Below are 16,883 nucleotides of genomic sequence, written 5' to 3'. Positions count from 1 at the left end.
GCAGGAACCCGCGGCCCTGCTGTCCGTTCTTGGACTTGGATCTGACCACACGTCATCAGACGATGCGTCATCAATCTGATGGGTGCCACGAGTTCGGGCCTGCCCTCGCGCGTCGGGGAGCTGCCGACGCGCGAGCGGAACAGGTTTCGGCATCCGCCCCGTGGCTGTCGCCGTCGCCTCCAAAAACCTGGGGGATCAGGGCAGGCTCGGCACCCGGCCCCGTGCACACCGAGGTCGCCGCCGCCGCGTCGTCAGAGCGGCGCCTCCGGCGTGAGCACCACGAACTCCGCGCCCGACGGGTCCATGCAGACGGCGAGGCGGCCGACGCCCTCGGCGGTTTCCGGGCCCATCGACAGAGTGCCGCCGTTGCCCGTCGCCAGGCCGACGGTGGCATCGCAGTCCCGGGAGCCGAACACCGGGTGCCAGTACGGCGTACCGCCGGGGCCGAGCAGATCCGCCGGGACACCCATCAGGCCGCCGTGCATCCGCTCCTCGCCGCAGCCCGCGGGCGTCAGCAGGGTGTAGGTGCCCCCGCCGCCGGGGAGCGGCATGTCCTGGGTGCTCCAGCCGAAGACGGACTTGTAGAAGGTCTGCGCGGCGGCCGGATCGGTGGTGTAGAGCTCGGTCCAGACCAGCGTGCCCGTCCCGTCCGCGGCCTCGAAGCCCGGGTAGGAGGCCGGTTCCCAGACGGCGAACTCCGCCCCCTGCGGGTCCGTGAGCTGGGCGAACCGCCCGTCGCCCGCACCGGCTCCGGCCGGCGCCACACGGACCGTGCCGCCCGCCCGCTCCACCGCCTTGGCCGTGGCATCCGCGTCGGGGGTGTGGAAGTAGACCGTCCAGGCGGAGCGGGCGCCGTCCCCGGTGAGCGGGCCGACCGCGCCGACGGCCTTGCCGTCCAGCCGGAAGAGGGTGTATTCGCCGGAGTCCCGGCCGCCGTGCGGTTCGGCCTGCCAGCCGAACACGGCCCGGTAGAAGGCCGTTGCGACCTCGACATCCGGGGCACCGAGATCGAGCCAGCACGGGGAGCCGGGAACGAAGTCAGTAGTGATCATGGCGAGTCCCTTCGCGGATCCTCTCTGATGTCAGCCTGACATCCGGCACCGGCCCTCGCCCGTCGGCCGGAATTCGGCGTCCGTGCCCGCGCTTGCTAGCCTGACGCGCGCTCGTCAAGAACACCTGGCGAGTGCATCATCAAACGGATGCGCGTATGGGTACGCGCACAGAGCGGCCGCCCACCGGGGCGGCCGTCACACGGGGGAGAAATAGCTATGCAGTTTCGCCATGTCCGCGCTGTCGCCGCGTGTGCACTGGTGGTCGTCGCGCTGACCGGTGCCCGGCATTCGCACGGCGGGGGCTGCGGCAGCAGCCACAGCTCCAGCACCAGCGGCGGCTCCAGCACCAGTTCCAGCGGCGGCTACAGCAGCAGCGACGGCGGCTACAGCAGCTCCGGCAGCACCACCAGCAGCGGCACCACGACGGGCGGTTCGCCGACCGCCGGGTCCACCACGCCGCCCGAGTCGGACATCCGGATCACCGACTGCCAGGTCGACAGCGCGGCCGGGACGCTGAGCGCCAAGCTGAGCGTGACCAACGGCAACTCACAGGGCACGGCGACCTACAACGGCACCGTGCGGTTCACCGACGAGACCGGCGCCACCTTCGGCTCGGCGCAGATCTCCGTCAGCGGTGTGGCCGCCGGCCAGACCCGGCCCGCCTCGGTCTCCGGCACCTTCATCACGAACCCCAACGACCAGGGGCCGAAGTCGGGCCAGTGCAAGCTGGGCCAGGTCTGGAAGTCCAACACCTGAGGCGCACAACGGGCGGACACCGTCGCGGAGTTCAGGACCGCGCCCGGTACAGCTCCTTGGCGATGATCGAGCGCTGCACCTCCGTGGCGCCCTCGTAGATGCGCGGCGCGCGGACCTCGCGGTAGAGGTGCTCCAGCAGATGGCCGCGGCGCAGTGCGCGGGCGCCGTGGATCTGCACGGCGGCATCGACGACGTACTGGGCGGTCTCGGTCGCCAGCAGCTTGGCCATGGCCGAGCGGCGGGCGAGGTCCGGGGCCCCCGCGTCGTACGCGGAGGCCGCCGCGTAGACCAGGAGGCGGGCGGACTCGACCCGGGTGGCCATCTCGGCGAGCTGGTGGCCGACGGACTGGAGGTCCTTGAGGGGCCCGCCGAACGCGGTGCGCGCGCCCGCATGCGTCAGCGCCGCGTCCAGCGCGGCCTGCGCCATACCGACCGCGAAGGCGCCGACGCTCGGCCGGAAGAGATTCAGGGTGGCCATCGCGACGGCGAAGCCGCCATCCACCTCGCCCAGCACATCCGCCCTGGTCACCGGCGTGCCGTCGAAGACCAGTGTGCCGATCGGATGCGGGCTGAGCATGTCCAGGTGCGCGCCGGTCAGGCCGGGACGGTCGGCGGGGACGAGGAAGGCGGTGACACCGCGCGCCCCCGCCGCGCCTCCCGTCCGGGCGAAGACGGTGGCGAAGTCGGCCTCGGGGGCGTTGGAGATCCAGCACTTCTCGCCGGTGAGCCGCCAGCCGTCCGGGCCGTCCGGCTCGGCGGCCAGGGACAGCGCGGCGGCGTCCGAGCCCGCGCCCGGCTCGCTCAGCGCGAAGGACGCGACCGCCCGGCCGGCGGCCACCTCCGGCAGCCAGCGGGCGCGCTGGGCCACGGTCCCGGACTGCACCACCGGATAGGCGCCCAGGCCCTGCAGCGCCAGCGCGGTCTCCGCCTCCGTGCACTCCTGGGCGAGGGATTCCCGCAGCAGACACAGGTCCAGGGCGCGCAGCGCGCCCTCGGCGGGGAACAGACGGCGCAGCAGGCCCAGTTCACCGAGGGCGGCGATCAGCGGGCGGTTGACCCGGCCCTCCTCGCCCTTCTCCGCCAGCGGGCTCAGCCGTTCGGCCGTCAGCGCGCGCAGTTCGGCGCACCATTCCTGCTCGTCCGGTCCCAGCGCGAATACGGTCACGAGGCGGCTCCCTGGTAGCGGTCCTCTATCGCGGTCTGTTGACTGCCGTCACGAACACGTTACGCTGACGACGGATCCGAACGGCAGTCCTCGACCGCAGAACGAGCAGCCAACCGAGCAGTCCCCGACCGGTTTCCGCACCGGCCTCCACAGTCCCCCATTCCTCTCCCGGCCGCCCGTCGGCCACCCCCGGCCCACCGGACACGCCCTAGGGGGCACCCGTCATGGAGCTACGGTCCTCGGCCCATACCGACACCTTCGCGCGCGACCGGCTGCCGCCCCGCGACCATTGGCCGCACCTCACCGATCTGGGCTATCCCGACCGGCTGAACTGCGGCGCCGAGCTGCTGGACGGCACCATCACACGGCTCGGCGCCGACCGGCCCGCGGTCCGCGACGCGAGCGGACCGGTCTGGACGTACGGGCAGCTGCGCGCGCAGGTGGACGCGATCGCCCATGCGCTCACCGACCGGCTGGGGGTGCTGCCGGGCAACCGCGTCCTGCTGCGCGGCCCCACCACGCCCTGGCTGGCGGCCTGCTGGCTCGCCGTGATGAAGGCGGGGGCGGTCGCGGTGACGGTGCTGGCCGCCCAGCGCCCCGAGGAGCTCGCCACGATCTGTGCGATCGCGCAGGTGCGGTATGCGCTGTGCGAGGTGCGGGCCGTCGACGATCTCGTCAAGGCCGAGGTCCCGGGGCTGCGGATCACCACGTTCGGCGGGGACGGTCCGGGCGATCTGCGGCAGCTCGCCCGGCCGGGCGGCGCGCCGTACCCGGCCGTGGCGACCGCGGCCGATGATGTCGCGCTGATCGCCTTCACCTCGGGTACCACCGGGCGCCCCAAGGGCTGTATGCACTTCCACCGCGATGTGCTGGCCATCGCCGACACCTTCTCGGCGCAGGTGCTGCGCCCGGAGCCGGACGATGTGTTCGCCGGCAGTCCGCCGCTCGGCTTCACCTTCGGCCTCGGCGGACTGGTCATCTTCCCGCTGCGGGCGGGCGCCTCGGCCTTTCTCGCCGACTGGGGCGGGCCGGAACAGCTGCTCGGCGATATCGCGGCGCACCGGATCTCGGTGCTGTTCACCGCGCCGACCGCCTATCGCGCGATGCTGCCCAGGCTCGCCGGGCACGACGTCTCCTCGCTGCGCCGGTGTGTGTCGGCCGGGGAGAACCTGCCCGCCGCGACCTGGCAGGCCTGGAACGAGGCGACCGGTCTGCGGATCATCAACGGCATCGGCGCCACCGAGCTGCTGCACATCTTCATCTCGGCCGCCGACGACGCGATCCGGCCCGGGATGACGGGGCTGCCGGTCCCGGGCTTCGAGGCGCGGGTGGTGGGCGCGGACGGCGCACCCCTGCCGGACGGCGCTCCGGGGCTGCTGGCCGTCCGCGGGCCGACCGGCTGCCGCTATCTGGCGGACGCCCGGCAGACGGAGTACGTACGGGACGGCTGGAACATCACCGGCGACACCTATGTCCGTGAGCCCGACGGCTACTTCCGCTATGTGGCCCGCGCGGACGACATGATCATCTCGGCCGGGTACAACATCGCGGGTCCCGAGGTGGAGGACGCGCTGCTGCGGCACCCCGATGTGACCGAGGCGGCGGTGGTCGGACGGACAGACGAGGACCGCGGGCAGGTGGTCGTCGCCCATGTCGTGCTGCGGGCCGGCGTCCCCCCGGGCGACGACACCGTCGCCGCGCTGCGGGCCTTCACCAAGACCCGCATCGCGCCCTACAAATGCCCGCGCGAGATCGTCTTCCACACCGCGCTGCCGCGGACCCCGACCGGCAAGCTCCAGCGCTTCCGGCTGCGGGGACCCCATCTAGAGTGACCCGGTGAACGACCAGCAAACGCAGCGCACCCCACGGTCCCTGATCGTCACGTTCTACGGCGCCTACGGCCGCGGCGGACCCGACGCACCGGGAGGCACGGCCGCTCCGGTGCCGGTGGCCGCCCTGATCCGGCTGCTCGGTGCACTCGGGGTCGATCCGCCGTCGGTGCGCTCCGCGGTCTCCCGGCTCAAGCGGCGCGGGCTGCTGGTCCCCGCGCGGACGGCCACCGGCGCGGCCGCGTACGGCCTGTCCGACGCGGCCCGCCAGCTGCTGGAGGACGGCGACCGGCGGATCTTCGGCCGGCCCGCGGCGCGGCTGTCCGACGGCTGGGTGCTGGCCGTCTTCTCCGTGCCCGAGGAGGAGCGGCACAAGCGGCATCTGCTGCGCTCCCGGCTGGCCCGGCTCGGTTTCGGCACCGCCGCGCCGGGTGTGTGGATCGCCCCCGCGCAGCTCTACGAGGAGACCCGGCACACCCTGGAGCGACTGCAACTGGACCCGTACGTCGATCTGTTCACCGGTACCCACGCCGGCTTCGCCCCCACGGCCGACGCGGTCGCGCGCTGGTGGGACCTGGACGCCATCGCCGCACAGCACCGCGCCTTCCTCGAAGAGCAGGAGCCGGTCCTCCAGCGGTGGTCGCGGCGCCGCTCGGTACCCCCCGAAGCGGCCTACCGCGACTATCTGCTGGCGCTGGACGCCTGGCGCCGGCTGCCCTACGCGGATCCCGGACTGCCCTCTCCCCTCCTGCCGGAGGACTGGCCGGGCGGCCGCGCGGCGGAGGTGTTCGGCCGACTGCACACCGAACTCCGGGCCGCCGGGGCCCGCTACGCGCACGAGGCGATGACCGGGGCGTAGCGCCCCCGCCCACCGGTCTCAGCGGCGGCGCTGCTGGGCCCCCACCGTGACGCCCGAGCGCGGCCGGGCGGCGGCGATCACGGAGACCACGTCCTTGAAGGAGCCGCACATCCGGGTGCCGGCGACCGCGGCGAGCTCGCCGAACGTGCCGACGCCGTAGGTCACCGCGACCGGCTCCATGCGCGCGGTGACCGCCATCCTCATGTCCCCCACGGTGTCCCCCACATACGCGCTCTGCCACGCCGCGACACCGAGCCGGCCGGCCGCCCGCAGCACCATCTCCGGGTGCGGTTTGCCGCGCCGGACCATGTCCTGGCCGATGACCGGGCCGACCAGGTCACGGATGCCCATGACGTCCAGCAGCGCCTCCGCGCTGCGGGTGGTCTTGGACGTGGCGACGGCCAGCTCGACCCCGTGGGCGCGCAGCGCGGACAGCCCCGCGGTCACGCCCGGGAAGAGCAGCTGCGGCCCCAGACACAGCACTTCGTAGGCGAACAGTTCGCGGTAGCGGGAGATGGCGGCCTGCACCCGGCCGTCGTCCTCGGGCTTGCCCAGCAGCCGGCCGAAGGCGGGGCCGGGAGGCTTGCCGATGGCGGCGGCCGCCTGCCGGGCGGTCACCGAACATCCCTGCTCCGAGGCCACCTTGATCAGCAGCTTGCTGATCGCGGGGAGGGTGTTGGCGAGAGTGCCGTCCAGGTCGAAGACGGCGGCCCTGATCGTCTCACCTCCGGCGCCCCGTACACCTCTCACGGGACGTTCGACTTCCGTTGCTACGCGCATGGCTGGAGACCTTTCCGGATTGCGATGGGGGGTGCAGGGGCTCGGGTGGCGTTGCTGGCTCGGCTGATGGGGGCGGCCTGCGGTCGACGACTGGTAACGGCAGAGGCGGTCTCGCCATGGCGCACCGCTGTCCAAGGCGGTACGCAACCGTCGAGGCGGCGCCACGGAAGGGAACGTCCCGTTTACCGCCTTCGGAGATTTAAAAACCGCCTGCGCTGTTTGTCAATGCATCCTCGTTGCCCCTGACGGGTCGACAACACCCCCCTGCAGAGCCAGACTGGAAGGCGCCCGCCCCCGTGAGGCGCCGAGCGACGGAACGAGCGGCCGAGCGTCGCCTTCACGTCAGGGCCCGCCAGTTCCAGCCATTCCCATGGAGCATATCGAACCGCATGGTTGGTTTTCTATGTAGACTGCACGGAGCTCGCAGCCGTACTAGAGACGGGACGGACACCGTGCCCACCCAGCATCGCGCCATCCAGAGTCGCCAGGCACTCATCCGCTCGGCCGCAGAGACCTTCCTGGAGAAGGGGGTTCCCGCAGCGGGCATGGTCGAGATCAGCCGGCGGGCCCGGCTGAGCAAAGGGGCGCTCTACTTCCACTTCACCTCCAAGGACGACCTCACGCTCGCGGTGCGGGACGCCGCGCTGGAGTCCCTGCAGGAGCTCGAGGACGCCTTCACCCGCTCCCCGCAGCCGCTGGCCACCGCCGTACGGGACTTCACCGTCGAGCTGTTCGGCCGGGTGGAGTCGGACGCCGTACTGCGCGCCGGACTGCGGCTGCGGCCGGAGACCGCGCCGGGGCTCGGCATCTACGCCCTGGAGCAGCGCTGGTATGCGCTGTTTCTCGACAAAGCGGTGACCTGCGGGACCGGCGGGCCGGCCGGTCCGCACGCATCGGACACCGAACCGCGGCGTACGGCCCAGCTGTTGACCTCGATCGTGGTGGGTCTGCTGCATCTGGGCAGCGAGGACGGGACGTGGTGGGACCAAGAGGCCGTCGTCGGCCTGTGGGCGCTGCTGCCGTCCGCACCGGGCCGGATCCCGGCCGCGGTGCCGGCGCCGGCGCAGCTCCCGGCGGCCGGCTGATCCGGCGCCCCCGGCCCGCCCCGGCCCTCGTAACCCGGCCTTACAACTCGACCAGCACGGCCCCGATATGACGCCCCTGCGTAAGTTCACTCAGCGCCCGCGGCGCCTGCTGAATCCCCTTCAGAAGGGCATGCGGGAAGACCAGCGAGCCCTCCCGCAAGCCCTGGCCGAACTCCTTGGTCCACTCCTGCGGCAGGTCCGGATGCGCATGCAGCCCGAACCCGCGCAGTGCCACCCGCCGCGAGATGATCAGCCCCGGGTCGAGCTCCACCGGGGCGATGGCACCGCCCCCGTCGCCCAACTGGCTGGAGAGCGCGCCGACCAGCGCGAACCGCGCATCGGGGCGGGCCACCGCCAGCGCCGCGGTGAGCTGCTCACCGCCCACGGTGTCCAGCAGCACATCGATGCCGTCCGGCGCCGCCCGGCGCAGCTGCCGCTCGATCGGCCCGGCACCGCGCACGACCGTGTCGTCGTAACCCAACTCGGCGCGCAGCCGCGCGGCTTTGCGCTCCGAGCCGGTGCTGCCGACGACCCGCCCGGCGCCCAGCCGCCGCGCGAGCTGTCCGGCCAGGCTGCCCACACCGCCCGCCGCTCCACTGATGAACACGGTGTCCCCCGGCCTGACCTCGGCGGCCACCCGCAAGGCGCCCCAGGCGGTCGCGCCCTGCGACAGATGCGCGGCAGGGGTCGGCAGCGGATCCGCGGCGAGGCTCCGTACCCGCGACTCCTCGACGGCCGCGAACTCCCGCCATCCGCAGGGATGATGGACCAGTTCGCCAGGGGTGAAACCGCCTCCGGGCGCCGCTACCACCTCACCGACCGCCGAGCCCCACAGCGCCTGACCCGGCACAAATGAGGCCATGGGCAGACGGATTCCGGTCATCTGTGTCCGCATCGCCGCGGTCACCGCCATCACACGGTTGCGTACCAGCACCTCCCCCGGCCGTGGCTCCGGCACCGGCACCTCGGCAATCATGAAATGGTGTGCGGTCAGTTCGCCTTCCACCCGGGCGGCAAGCCGGATCTCGCGGTGTGCAGCAGGTATGCCGGGGACGACGGTGGGGGACATCGGGCAGCTCCTCAGGCTCGTAGCACTCGATGGCGTCGCACCGGAGGGGCGACGCCGGTTCACGCCCGCCGGGCCCGCCTCCGGACCAGGCGCAAATTCAATACCGCATGGTTGGCTTCTTTATGATGCGGAAATAGACTGCGCGGCCACAGGCGGCGGGTCGCACTCAGGCACAACAACTCCAAGAGAGCATACGGAGGATGATCGGTGGTCAAGCAGGAACGCGCAGTGCGCACCCGACGCGCCGTCCTCGAAGCAGCGGCTCATGTCATCGGCACCCGCGGGTACCAGGCCGCCACGATGGCCGAGATCATCCAGCGCGCCGGGGTCACCAAAGGGGCGGTGTACTTCCACTTCACGTCCAAGGACGCACTGGCCCGCGCGGTCATAACGGAGCAGACCGATCCGTTTCTGCCGCAGGTCAGTGAGTCCCGGCTGCAGGACGCCATCGACTTCACCCACCAGGTGGCGCTGGCCCTGCGCAGCGATCCATTGCTGCAGGCCGGCACCCGTATCGCGGTGGAGACGACCTTCAGCGAAGATCCGCTGGTGCCGTACCAGGCCTGGACCGACATCATCACCACGATGTTCACCGAGGCCCGGGACAACGGGGAATTGCTGCCCGGTGTGGCACCGGGCCGGGCGGCCGAGTTCTTTGTCGCCGCCTACATGGGCGTGCAGTTGTTCTCACGCGCCGCGACCAACCGCGCCGATCTCCCGGAGCGGGTCACGGCCCTGTGGAAGCACACGCTTCCGGGTCTCGCGTCGCCCGGTGCGCTGAGCCATCTGGACGCGCACGGCCGCTGCGTGAAGATCCCGGCCTGACGCCACAAGCCATCGCCCTGACGAGCCGTCGGCTCTTGGCTGGCTGGAAAACAAACCACATGGTCCGTATCTTAGTGATGCAGGACTGTCACCAAGCCTCAGCCCGTCAGGGCGCTGAGTGCCGCACTTCAGAAAGGAACCACCTATGGCCAGCGCCACCCTCACGCCGTACTTGCGCGATCGGCACCACGACATCGAAGGCCGGTCCGCCGACGGAAGCCGATCGTCGCAGCTCACCACGACCGTGCCGCGTGAGTACGTCCACCGCAACGCGTTGTCCGAGGTGTTCCTGACCAACTGGCGGCAGGGTCCCGACGACAGCTGGGTGGTCAGCGCCCAGTGGCCGCGCGCCCACACCTTCTACGGCCCGCTCCACGGGCTGCACGACCCGATCCTGCTGATAGAGACCGTGCGGCAGGCCGGCATATTACTGAGCCATGTCGTGCACGAGGTGCCGCTCGACCACCCGATCATCTGGCAGCGGGTCCGCTACGACCTCGCGCCGCAGGCGCTGCGCACCGCGCAGCACCCCGCCGAGGTCGAACTGCACGTCACCGACCACGAGATGGTTCACCGCGGCAAGCGGCTGGTCAGCGCCCTCCAGGAGTTCCGGATCGTGTGCGACGGCGCCGAGCTGGCCTCCGCGACGCTCGACTACTCCTGTCACAGCCCGGCCGTCTACCGTCGGCTGCGCGGCGAGTACAGCGATGTGGCACTCGCCAACTCCCGTGCGCTGCCGCTGCCCGAGGCCGTGAGCCCGCAGCTGGTCGCCCGGGAACACGACCGTGATGTGGTGCTCTCCCCCACCGACCGGGCCGACCGCTGGCAGCTGCGGGTGGACACCTCGCACCCGGTCCTCTTCGACCACCCCGTGGACCACGCCCCCGGCATGCTGATGGTCGAGGCCGCCCGGCAGGCCGCGCAGGCGGCCACGCCCGGTGTCACACTGCCGGTCTCGATGGAGTGCTCCTTCTCGCGGTACGCCGAACTCGACGCGCCGTCCTGGGTTGAGGCGCGGACCACCGGCCCGGACGACGACGACCGCCGGCAGGTCGAGGTCACCGTCGAACAGCACGGCCAGCCGGTCGTCGCGGCGCAGATCACCAGCGTGCCGACGCCCTGACCGGCGTCTGACCGGCCGCCGCACCGGCCCTCCGGCCCCCTGACAGTGTGCGCCGCCGGCCCGCCCAGGCCCGCCGACGTCCCGTGCGGACCGGCCCCGTAACGGCCCCGCCCCGCTGCCCGTGCCTCCCCGTCACCGCAGCGTGAGGCGGGGCTTCGGCGCATCCGTGCGCCCGGAGGGCGGGGTGCGGCTGCCTGCCTGATAGGGCAGCGGCCAGGGCGCGCCCGGCCCCGTGTACCCCTGCTCCGCGGCGGCGTGCAGCGTCCAGTGCGGGTCGTACAGATGCGGTCTGGCCAGCGCGCACAGGTCCGCGCGCCCGGCCAGTACCAGGGAGTTGACGTCGTCCCAGGAGGAGATGGCGCCGACCGCGATGACCGGCACACCGAGGGTGTTGCGGATGCGGTCGGCGAACGGGGTCTGATAGGAGCGGCCGAAGTCGGGGCGCTCCTCGGGCACCACCTGTCCGGTGGACACATCGATGGCGTCGGCGCCGTGCTCGGCGAAGGCCTTCGCGATCGCCACCGCGTCCGCCGCGGTGGTGCCGCCGTCCGCCCAGTCGGTCGCGGAGATACGGACCGTCATCGGGCGCCCGGCCGGCCAGACGGCGCGGACCGCGTCGAAGACCTCCAGCGGGAAGCGCAGCCGGCCGGTGAGATCGCCGCCGTAGGCGTCGGTGCGGTGGTTGGTGAGCGGCGAGAGGAACCCGGAGAGCAGATAGCCGTGCGCGCAGTGGAGTTCGAGCAGGTCGAAGCCGGCCCGGGCGGCGGACGCGGCGGCGCGGACGAACTGCTCGCAGAGAGTGGTGAGTTCGGGTTCGGTCAGGGCGTGCGGGGTCTGGTTGACGCCGGGGCGGTAGGGCAGCGCGGAGGGCGCCACGAGGGGCCAGTTGCCGTCCGGGAGCGGCTGGTCGATGCCGTCCCACATCAGCCGGGTCGAGCCCTTGCGTCCGGAGTGGCCGAGCTGGACACCGATGGCGGTGCCGGGTGCTGAGGTGTGCACGAAGTCGGTGACCCGCCGCCAGGCCGTCTCGTGCTCCGGCGCGTACAGCCCCGTACAGCCGGGCGTGATCCGCCCCTCGGGGCTGACACACACCATCTCCGTCATCACCAGTCCGGCACCGCCCAGCGCGCGGGCGCCGAGGTGGACGAGGTGGAAGTCGCCGGGGGTGCCGTTGCCGTCCGCGGCGGAGTACATGTCCATCGGGGAGACCACGACCCGGTTGCGGAGGGTCAGCCCGCCCAGCCGGAACGGTGTGAACATGGGGGGTGTGCCGGGCGGGGTGCCCGCCTCGTCCTCGACGGCCGCGACGAATCCGGTGTCGCGCAGCCGCAGATTGTCGTGGGTGACCCGGCGGCTGCGGGTGAGGAGGTTGAAGGCGAACTGGTGCGGCGGCTGGTCCAGGTAGGTGGCCAGTTCCTCGAACCAGGCGAGGCTGGCGCGGGCGGCACGCTGGGTGGACGCGACGACGGGTCGGCGCTCCTCCTCGTACGCGGCCAGGGCGGCGGCGGTGTCGGGCTGCTCCTGGAGACAGGCCGCCAGCGCCAGGGCGTCCTCGACGGCGAGCTTGGTGCCGGAGCCGATGGAGAAGTGCGCGGTGTGCGCGGCATCGCCGAGCAGCACGGTATTGCCGTGTGACCAGCGCTCGTTGACGACCGTGCGGAAGGCGGTCCAGCTGGAGTTGTTGCCGCGCAGCGACCGTCCGCGCAGGGCGTCCGTGAAGACCTTGGCGCACCATTCGGCCGACTCGCGCTCATCGCAGCGGTCGAGTCCGGCCGCCCGCCAGACCTCCTCGCGCATCTCGACGATGACCGTACTGGCACCAGCGGAGCCCTCGGGCGGGGCAGGCGGTGGCGCGGGCCGGGCATCGGGCTCCGGGCGGGCGAAGGGGTAGGCGTGGAGCTGTACGACGCCGTGCTCGGTCTCCGCGATCTCGAAGCGGAAGGCGTCGAAGGCGAAGTCGGCGGCGAGCCAGATGTAGCGGCAGTGGTGGGTGGTCAGCCGCGGGCGGAAGGCATCGGCGTGCGCGGTGCGGGTCGTGCTGTGCACCCCGTCGGCGGCGATCACCAGGTCGTACGCGCGCGCCAGTTCGGCGGCGGGCGGGGCTTCGGTGCGAAAGCGCAGCTCGATGCCGAGGTCGCGGCAGCGCCGGTGGAGTACGGCCAGCAGGCGGCGCCGGCCGAGCGCCGCGAAGCCGTGCCCGCCGGAGGTCAGGGTGCGGCCCCGGTGGACGATGTCGATGTCGTCCCAGCGGACGAACTCCGCCTGGAGGGCGCGGTAGACCTCCGGATCGGCGTGCTCGATGCCGCCGAGGGTCTCGTCGGAGAGCACGACGCCGAAGCCGAAGGTGTCGTCGGGCGCGTTGCGCTCCCAGACGGTGATCTCGCGGGCGGGGTCGAGGCGCTTGAGCAGGACCGCGGCGTACAGCCCGCCCGGCCCGCCGCCGATGACGGCGACCCGCATGGCTATTTCCCCTGCCACTTGGGGGCCCGCTTCTCGGTGAAGGCGGCGTGGAACTCGGCGTAGTCGTCGCTGTTCATCAGCAGCGCCTGGGTGGCGGCGTCCATCTCCACGGCGGCGGCCAGCGGCATGTCGAGCTCGGCGGTGAGCAGCGCCTTGGTCTGGGCGTGCGCCATCGCGGGGCCCTCGGCGAGCCGCCGGGCGAGCGCCGCGGCCGTCTCGTCGGCCCGGCCTTCCTCGGCCAACTCGCTGATCAGGCCGAGCCGTTCGGCCTCGGGCGCGCGGACGGAGTCGCCGAGCATCAGCAGCCGGGTGGCGTGGCCGAGGCCGATGACGCGGGGCAGCAGATAGGCCGCGCCCATGTCACCGCCGGACAGTCCGACCCGGGTGAAGAGGAAGGCGAAGCGGGCGGACGGGTCGGCGACCCGGAAGTCCGCGGCGAGCGCGAGCACCGCGCCCGCCCCCGCCGCGACCCCGTGCACCGCCGCGATCACCGGGAACGGACACTCCCGCACCGCCCGGACGACCTGCCCGGTCATCCGGTTGAAGTCCAGCAGCTGCGCGGAGTCCATGCCCAGGGTGGCGCCGATGATCTCCTCGACATCGCCGCCGGAGCAGAATCCGCGTCCCTCCCCCGCGAGCACCAGGGCGCGTACGGAACGCTCCCTGGACAGCTCCGCGAGCAGGTCGCGGAGGTCGGCGTAGGCCTCGAAGGTGAGCGCGTTGAGCTTGTCCGGGCGCGCCAGGGTGACGGTGGCGACCCCGTCCTGCCTCGTGACGCGGAGGTGCTGCCAGGTCTCTGTACTGCGAGCGGATCCTGCGAACGGGCTCATCGGACTGCCTGCCCCCTTTGGCCGGTCGGCCGGTGGATGCTGTTCCGGATGCCCTTCGAAGTTATCACTCCTCCATGACTGTCGTCATGAGGACGCGATACGAGCGCCATCTGGCGTCGGCAGCGCCCCGTTGACTGTCGGGGCTGTCGGGGCTGTCGGGGCTGTCGGGGCTGTCGGGGCTGTCGGGGCTGTCGGGGTGAGCCTGCCGAAGGTCCCGGCCGCCGCATGACTTAGGTCATGCCGTCCCCGGCCACTCGCCCCTGATCCCCCGCCTCCGCGCTTTCTACGGTGGAGGTATCCGATCCGGTCTCAGGCCGCCGACCCGGCCTTTTTGCGAACGGACGCCGCACATGCTGGAACCGCCCACCCCTGCGACCTGGCGCATCGCGCTGCCGCGCGGTGCGACCGCGGTCCCCATCGCCCGTGCGATGGTCCGGACCGCCATGCAGGATCTCCGGGCGACGGCCGACCGGACCACCGCACAGCTGCTGACCGCCGAACTGGTCACCAACGTGCTCAAGCACACCCGCGGTGCCGACCCCATCGAGCTGGTGGTGGAACTGCGGTCCGCGGGCTGCCGGATCGAGGTGCACGACGACAATCCGAGGCTCGTGGAGGGACTGGGCGATCCGGTCCCCCTGGTGGAACCGGACAGCCCGGTGGTGGTGGCCGCACCGGCCGGTACCGCGCCGGTCCGCACGGCGGACGGCCCTTCGCCGGCCGACGGCCACGTCCCGACGCAGCGCGCAGAGAACACCGGGCAGCAGTCGGGGCACGGCGATGACCCGGACGACGACCGGCAGACCGGGCACGGCGGGCACGGCGAGGTCGACAGGGGGCCCGGCGGACACGGCGAGGTCGACAGCGGACCCGGCGGACACAAGGAGCACGACGCGGACGAGCAGGATGACCAGGACTGCCGGGGCGACCAGGGCAACGGGCACGAGGGTGCCGCTCCCGACGACTACGCCGACCCCGACTCCGACTCCGACCCCAACCCCGACTCCGAAGACGCCAACGGTGCGGATATCTCCGACGACTCCCCCGGTGCGGACGACGCCGGTACCGCTGACGACACCGGTACCGCGCACGACACCGGCGCCCGCGCCGACGCCCCCTCCGCCGACGCCCCGGGCTGCGGTGACCACGACGGCCGCGGTCTGCTGCTGATCCGGTCCCTCAGCGCCGCCTCCGGCTGCCGTCCGACACCGCGCGGCAAGGCCGTCTGGTTCACCCTTCCCGAGCTGCGGCGCCCGCGGCGAGACTGACGGCGGTCGCACCGGCCGCACCGGCCTCGTCGGCCTCATCGGCCTCGGCCGCCGGGTTCTGCGGCGTCGCGCCGAGCCGCGAGCGACGGCGCCCGTAGCACGCGTAGACCAGCGCACCGGCCGCCAGGAACCCGGCGAACTGGAGCCAGGTCGCCGGACCGGTGCCGTAGATCAGATAGAGGCAGAAGCCGATGCCGAGCACCGGGCTGACCGGGAAGAGCGGGACACGGAACCGGCGCGGCAGATCGGGGCGGGTGCGGCGGAGCACCATCACACTGAGGTTGACCACCGCCATGACCGCCAGCGTCCCGATGGTCGACAGGTTCATCACCGCGTCCAACGGGACGACCGCGGCCGGCACAGCGAAGACGACCGTGACGATCCAGGTGTTGGCGGCGGGGGTGGACGTCCGGGGCGAGACCCGCTCGAAGATCCGCGGGACCAGTCCGTCCCGCGACATCGACATCAGGATGCGGGTCTGGCCGTACAGAACCGCGAGGACGACCGAGGCGATGGCCACGACGGCGCCGAACGCGATCACTCCGCCGCCCAGCGTCGAGTCGGTGACGTGGTTGACGATCAGCGACAGCGCGGCGGGCTGGCCGGCAACCTGGTCGGCGGAGAGCGCACCGATGGCGGAGACCGCGACCAGGCAGTACAGGACGGTGACGACACCGATGCAGACCATGATCGCGACGGGGATGTTCCGCCGCGGGTCCCGGACTTCCTCTCCGGCCGTGGTGATCGCGTCGAAGCCGATGTACGAGAAGAACGCGAGCGAGGCGCCGGAGGTGATGCCGGCGACGCTCTCCGGGGCGAACGGCGAGAGGTTGCCGGCCCGGAAGGCGCTGAAGCCGATCACGCAGAACAGGACCAGGATCGCGAGCTTCAGCACGGCCATCGCGGCGGTCGCCCGGGCGCTCTCCCGGATGCCGCGGACGAGCAGCAGCGCGGCGAGCAGCATCACGACGACGGCCGGGATGTTGACGATGCCGCCGTCGCCGGGCGGCTGGGAGAGCGCGGCGGGCAGCTGCCAGCCGATGAGGCTGCCGAGCAGTTCATTGAGGTACTGGCCCCAGCCGACGGCGACCGCCGAGACCGAGATGCCGTATTCGAGCAGCAGGCACCAGCCGACGAGGAAGGCGATGCGCTCGCCGAGAGTGGCGTAGGCGTAGGAGTAGGCGCTGCCGGACACCGGTATCGCCCCGCCCAGCTCCGCGAAGGAGAAGGCGGTGAAGACGCAGGTGACGGCCGCCAGGATGAAGGACACGATGACGGCGGGGCCGGCCTCGGCGACGGTGTCGGACAGGCCGACGAAGATGCCGGTGCCGACGATGGCGCCGATGCCGAAGCAGATGAGCTGGAAGAGCCCCATGCTGCGCTGGAGGCCGTTGCCTTCGAGATCCGCGCCGGATTCGGCGACGAGGAGGTCGGGCGACTTGATGCGCAGTCCGGACGGACGGAAGACGGGCGGGCGCACGGTGGGGTTCTCTCTCTGGTGGTGCGGTGCGCGCGGCGGGGGTGGGCCGCACACAGCAGAGCGGGGTCCGGACCGGTGGGTCCGAACCCCGCGAGCGGCTCGATGGTAACCGCTGACCCCGAATGATCGCCCATTTGTGCGTATGGCTATGCAGTGCGCTGTTGTGTGCGGGTGTGCGCCCGGGCGGCGAACGCCCCCAGGGAGACGCCCCCTAGATGAATGAGTCCGATGTTTGTGCTGGCCGCGACCATGGCGAAGGGCGCCCGTTGACTCGTGTGTGACTACCAGCCTGGACGCCCTTC

Annotated in this window: 13 protein-coding genes and 2 pseudogenes; 8 read left to right on the top strand and 7 right to left on the bottom strand. The window is 72.1% G+C overall.

The annotated features are described in order from the left end of the window. Positions 1 to 251 precede the first annotated feature (251 nt). On the bottom strand, positions 252 to 1,052 hold the full coding sequence (locus AB0C46_RS37030) for a VOC family protein (protein ID WP_362833495.1): 801 nt from the start codon (positions 1,050 to 1,052) through the stop codon (positions 252 to 254). Positions 1,053 to 1,268: 216 nt separating this feature from the next. Here AB0C46_RS37030 and AB0C46_RS37025 point away from each other — a divergent pair, with 216 nt between their 5' ends. Further along, complete coding sequence (locus AB0C46_RS37025; RefSeq protein ID WP_362833493.1) at positions 1,269 to 1,808, top strand: hypothetical protein; 540 nt, start codon at positions 1,269 to 1,271, stop codon at positions 1,806 to 1,808. Positions 1,809 to 1,839: 31 nt separating this feature from the next. Here the strand turns inward: AB0C46_RS37025 and AB0C46_RS37020 are convergent, their stop codons facing one another. Beyond that, positions 1,840 to 2,973 (bottom strand): acyl-CoA dehydrogenase family protein, encoded by a 1,134-nt coding sequence (locus AB0C46_RS37020; RefSeq protein WP_362833491.1) that lies wholly within the window; start codon positions 2,971 to 2,973, stop codon positions 1,840 to 1,842. Between the two features lie 224 nt (positions 2,974 to 3,197). On the opposite strand from AB0C46_RS37020, the gene AB0C46_RS37015 reads away from it, so the two are divergent. Together AB0C46_RS37015 and AB0C46_RS37010 are read left to right on the top strand one after the other, a co-directional pair. Beyond that, a complete protein-coding gene (locus AB0C46_RS37015; RefSeq protein ID WP_362833489.1) occupies positions 3,198 to 4,805 on the top strand; it encodes an AMP-binding protein in 1,608 nt (535 codons plus the stop codon). Positions 4,806 to 4,809: 4 nt separating this feature from the next. Next, positions 4,810 to 5,661, top strand: a complete 852-nt coding sequence (locus AB0C46_RS37010; RefSeq protein ID WP_362833487.1) for a PaaX family transcriptional regulator C-terminal domain-containing protein — start codon at positions 4,810 to 4,812, stop codon at positions 5,659 to 5,661. 18 nt (positions 5,662 to 5,679) lie between these two features. Here AB0C46_RS37010 and AB0C46_RS37005 read toward each other — a convergent pair whose 3' ends face one another. Further along, positions 5,680 to 6,411, bottom strand: a complete 732-nt coding sequence (locus AB0C46_RS37005; RefSeq protein ID WP_362833485.1) for an HAD family hydrolase — start codon at positions 6,409 to 6,411, stop codon at positions 5,680 to 5,682. Between the two features lie 482 nt (positions 6,412 to 6,893). On the opposite strand from AB0C46_RS37005, the gene AB0C46_RS37000 reads away from it, so the two are divergent. Beyond that, on the top strand, positions 6,894 to 7,526 hold the full coding sequence (locus AB0C46_RS37000; RefSeq protein WP_362833483.1) for a TetR/AcrR family transcriptional regulator: 633 nt from the start codon (positions 6,894 to 6,896) through the stop codon (positions 7,524 to 7,526). Positions 7,527 to 7,566: 40 nt separating this feature from the next. On the opposite strand, the gene AB0C46_RS36995 is transcribed toward AB0C46_RS37000, so the two are convergent. Next, the gene (locus tag AB0C46_RS36995; RefSeq protein ID WP_362833481.1) at positions 7,567 to 8,595 is read right to left on the bottom strand and encodes an NADP-dependent oxidoreductase; all 1,029 of its coding nucleotides are present in this window, start codon (positions 8,593 to 8,595) and stop codon (positions 7,567 to 7,569) included. Positions 8,596 to 8,823: 228 nt separating this feature from the next. Here AB0C46_RS36995 and AB0C46_RS36990 point away from each other — a divergent pair, with 228 nt between their 5' ends. After that, positions 8,824 to 9,420 (top strand): ScbR family autoregulator-binding transcription factor, encoded by a 597-nt coding sequence (locus AB0C46_RS36990; RefSeq protein ID WP_362833479.1) that lies wholly within the window; start codon positions 8,824 to 8,826, stop codon positions 9,418 to 9,420. 145 nt (positions 9,421 to 9,565) lie between these two features. After that, positions 9,566 to 10,543 carry a ScbA/BarX family gamma-butyrolactone biosynthesis protein gene (locus AB0C46_RS36985; protein ID WP_362833477.1) on the top strand — a complete coding sequence of 326 codons (978 nt, stop codon included), beginning with the start codon at positions 9,566 to 9,568 and terminating at the stop codon, positions 10,541 to 10,543. 132 nt (positions 10,544 to 10,675) lie between these two features. Here the strand turns inward: AB0C46_RS36985 and AB0C46_RS36980 are convergent, their stop codons facing one another. Both AB0C46_RS36980 and AB0C46_RS36975 read right to left on the bottom strand, forming a co-directional pair. After that, complete coding sequence (locus AB0C46_RS36980; protein WP_362833526.1) at positions 10,676 to 13,003, bottom strand: bifunctional salicylyl-CoA 5-hydroxylase/oxidoreductase; 2,328 nt, start codon at positions 13,001 to 13,003, stop codon at positions 10,676 to 10,678. A gap of 2 nt (positions 13,004 to 13,005) precedes the next feature. Further along, a complete protein-coding gene (locus AB0C46_RS36975) occupies positions 13,006 to 13,833 on the bottom strand; it encodes an enoyl-CoA hydratase family protein (protein ID WP_362833475.1) in 828 nt (275 codons plus the stop codon). A gap of 350 nt (positions 13,834 to 14,183) precedes the next feature. Here AB0C46_RS36975 and AB0C46_RS36970 point away from each other — a divergent pair. Both AB0C46_RS36970 and AB0C46_RS36965 read left to right on the top strand, forming a co-directional pair. After that, positions 14,184 to 14,438 (top strand): annotated as a pseudogene (locus AB0C46_RS36970) (ATP-binding protein); the annotation flags it as partial. A 546-nt stretch (positions 14,439 to 14,984) separates the two neighbouring features. Further along, positions 14,985 to 15,101: pseudogene (locus AB0C46_RS36965) on the top strand (ATP-binding protein); the annotation flags it as partial. On the opposite strand, the gene AB0C46_RS36960 reads toward AB0C46_RS36965, so the two are convergent. Next, on the bottom strand, positions 15,064 to 16,581 hold the full coding sequence (locus AB0C46_RS36960; RefSeq protein ID WP_362833473.1) for an amino acid permease: 1,518 nt from the start codon (positions 16,579 to 16,581) through the stop codon (positions 15,064 to 15,066). The pseudogene AB0C46_RS36965 and the gene AB0C46_RS36960 overlap by 38 nt on opposite strands. Positions 16,582 to 16,883: the final 302 nt, after the last annotated feature.

The organism is Streptomyces sp. NPDC048637 (genome assembly GCF_040650675.1).
Classification (GTDB): domain Bacteria; phylum Actinomycetota; class Actinomycetes; order Streptomycetales; family Streptomycetaceae; genus Streptomyces.
This window is presented reverse-complemented; position numbering and strand designations above follow the sequence as displayed.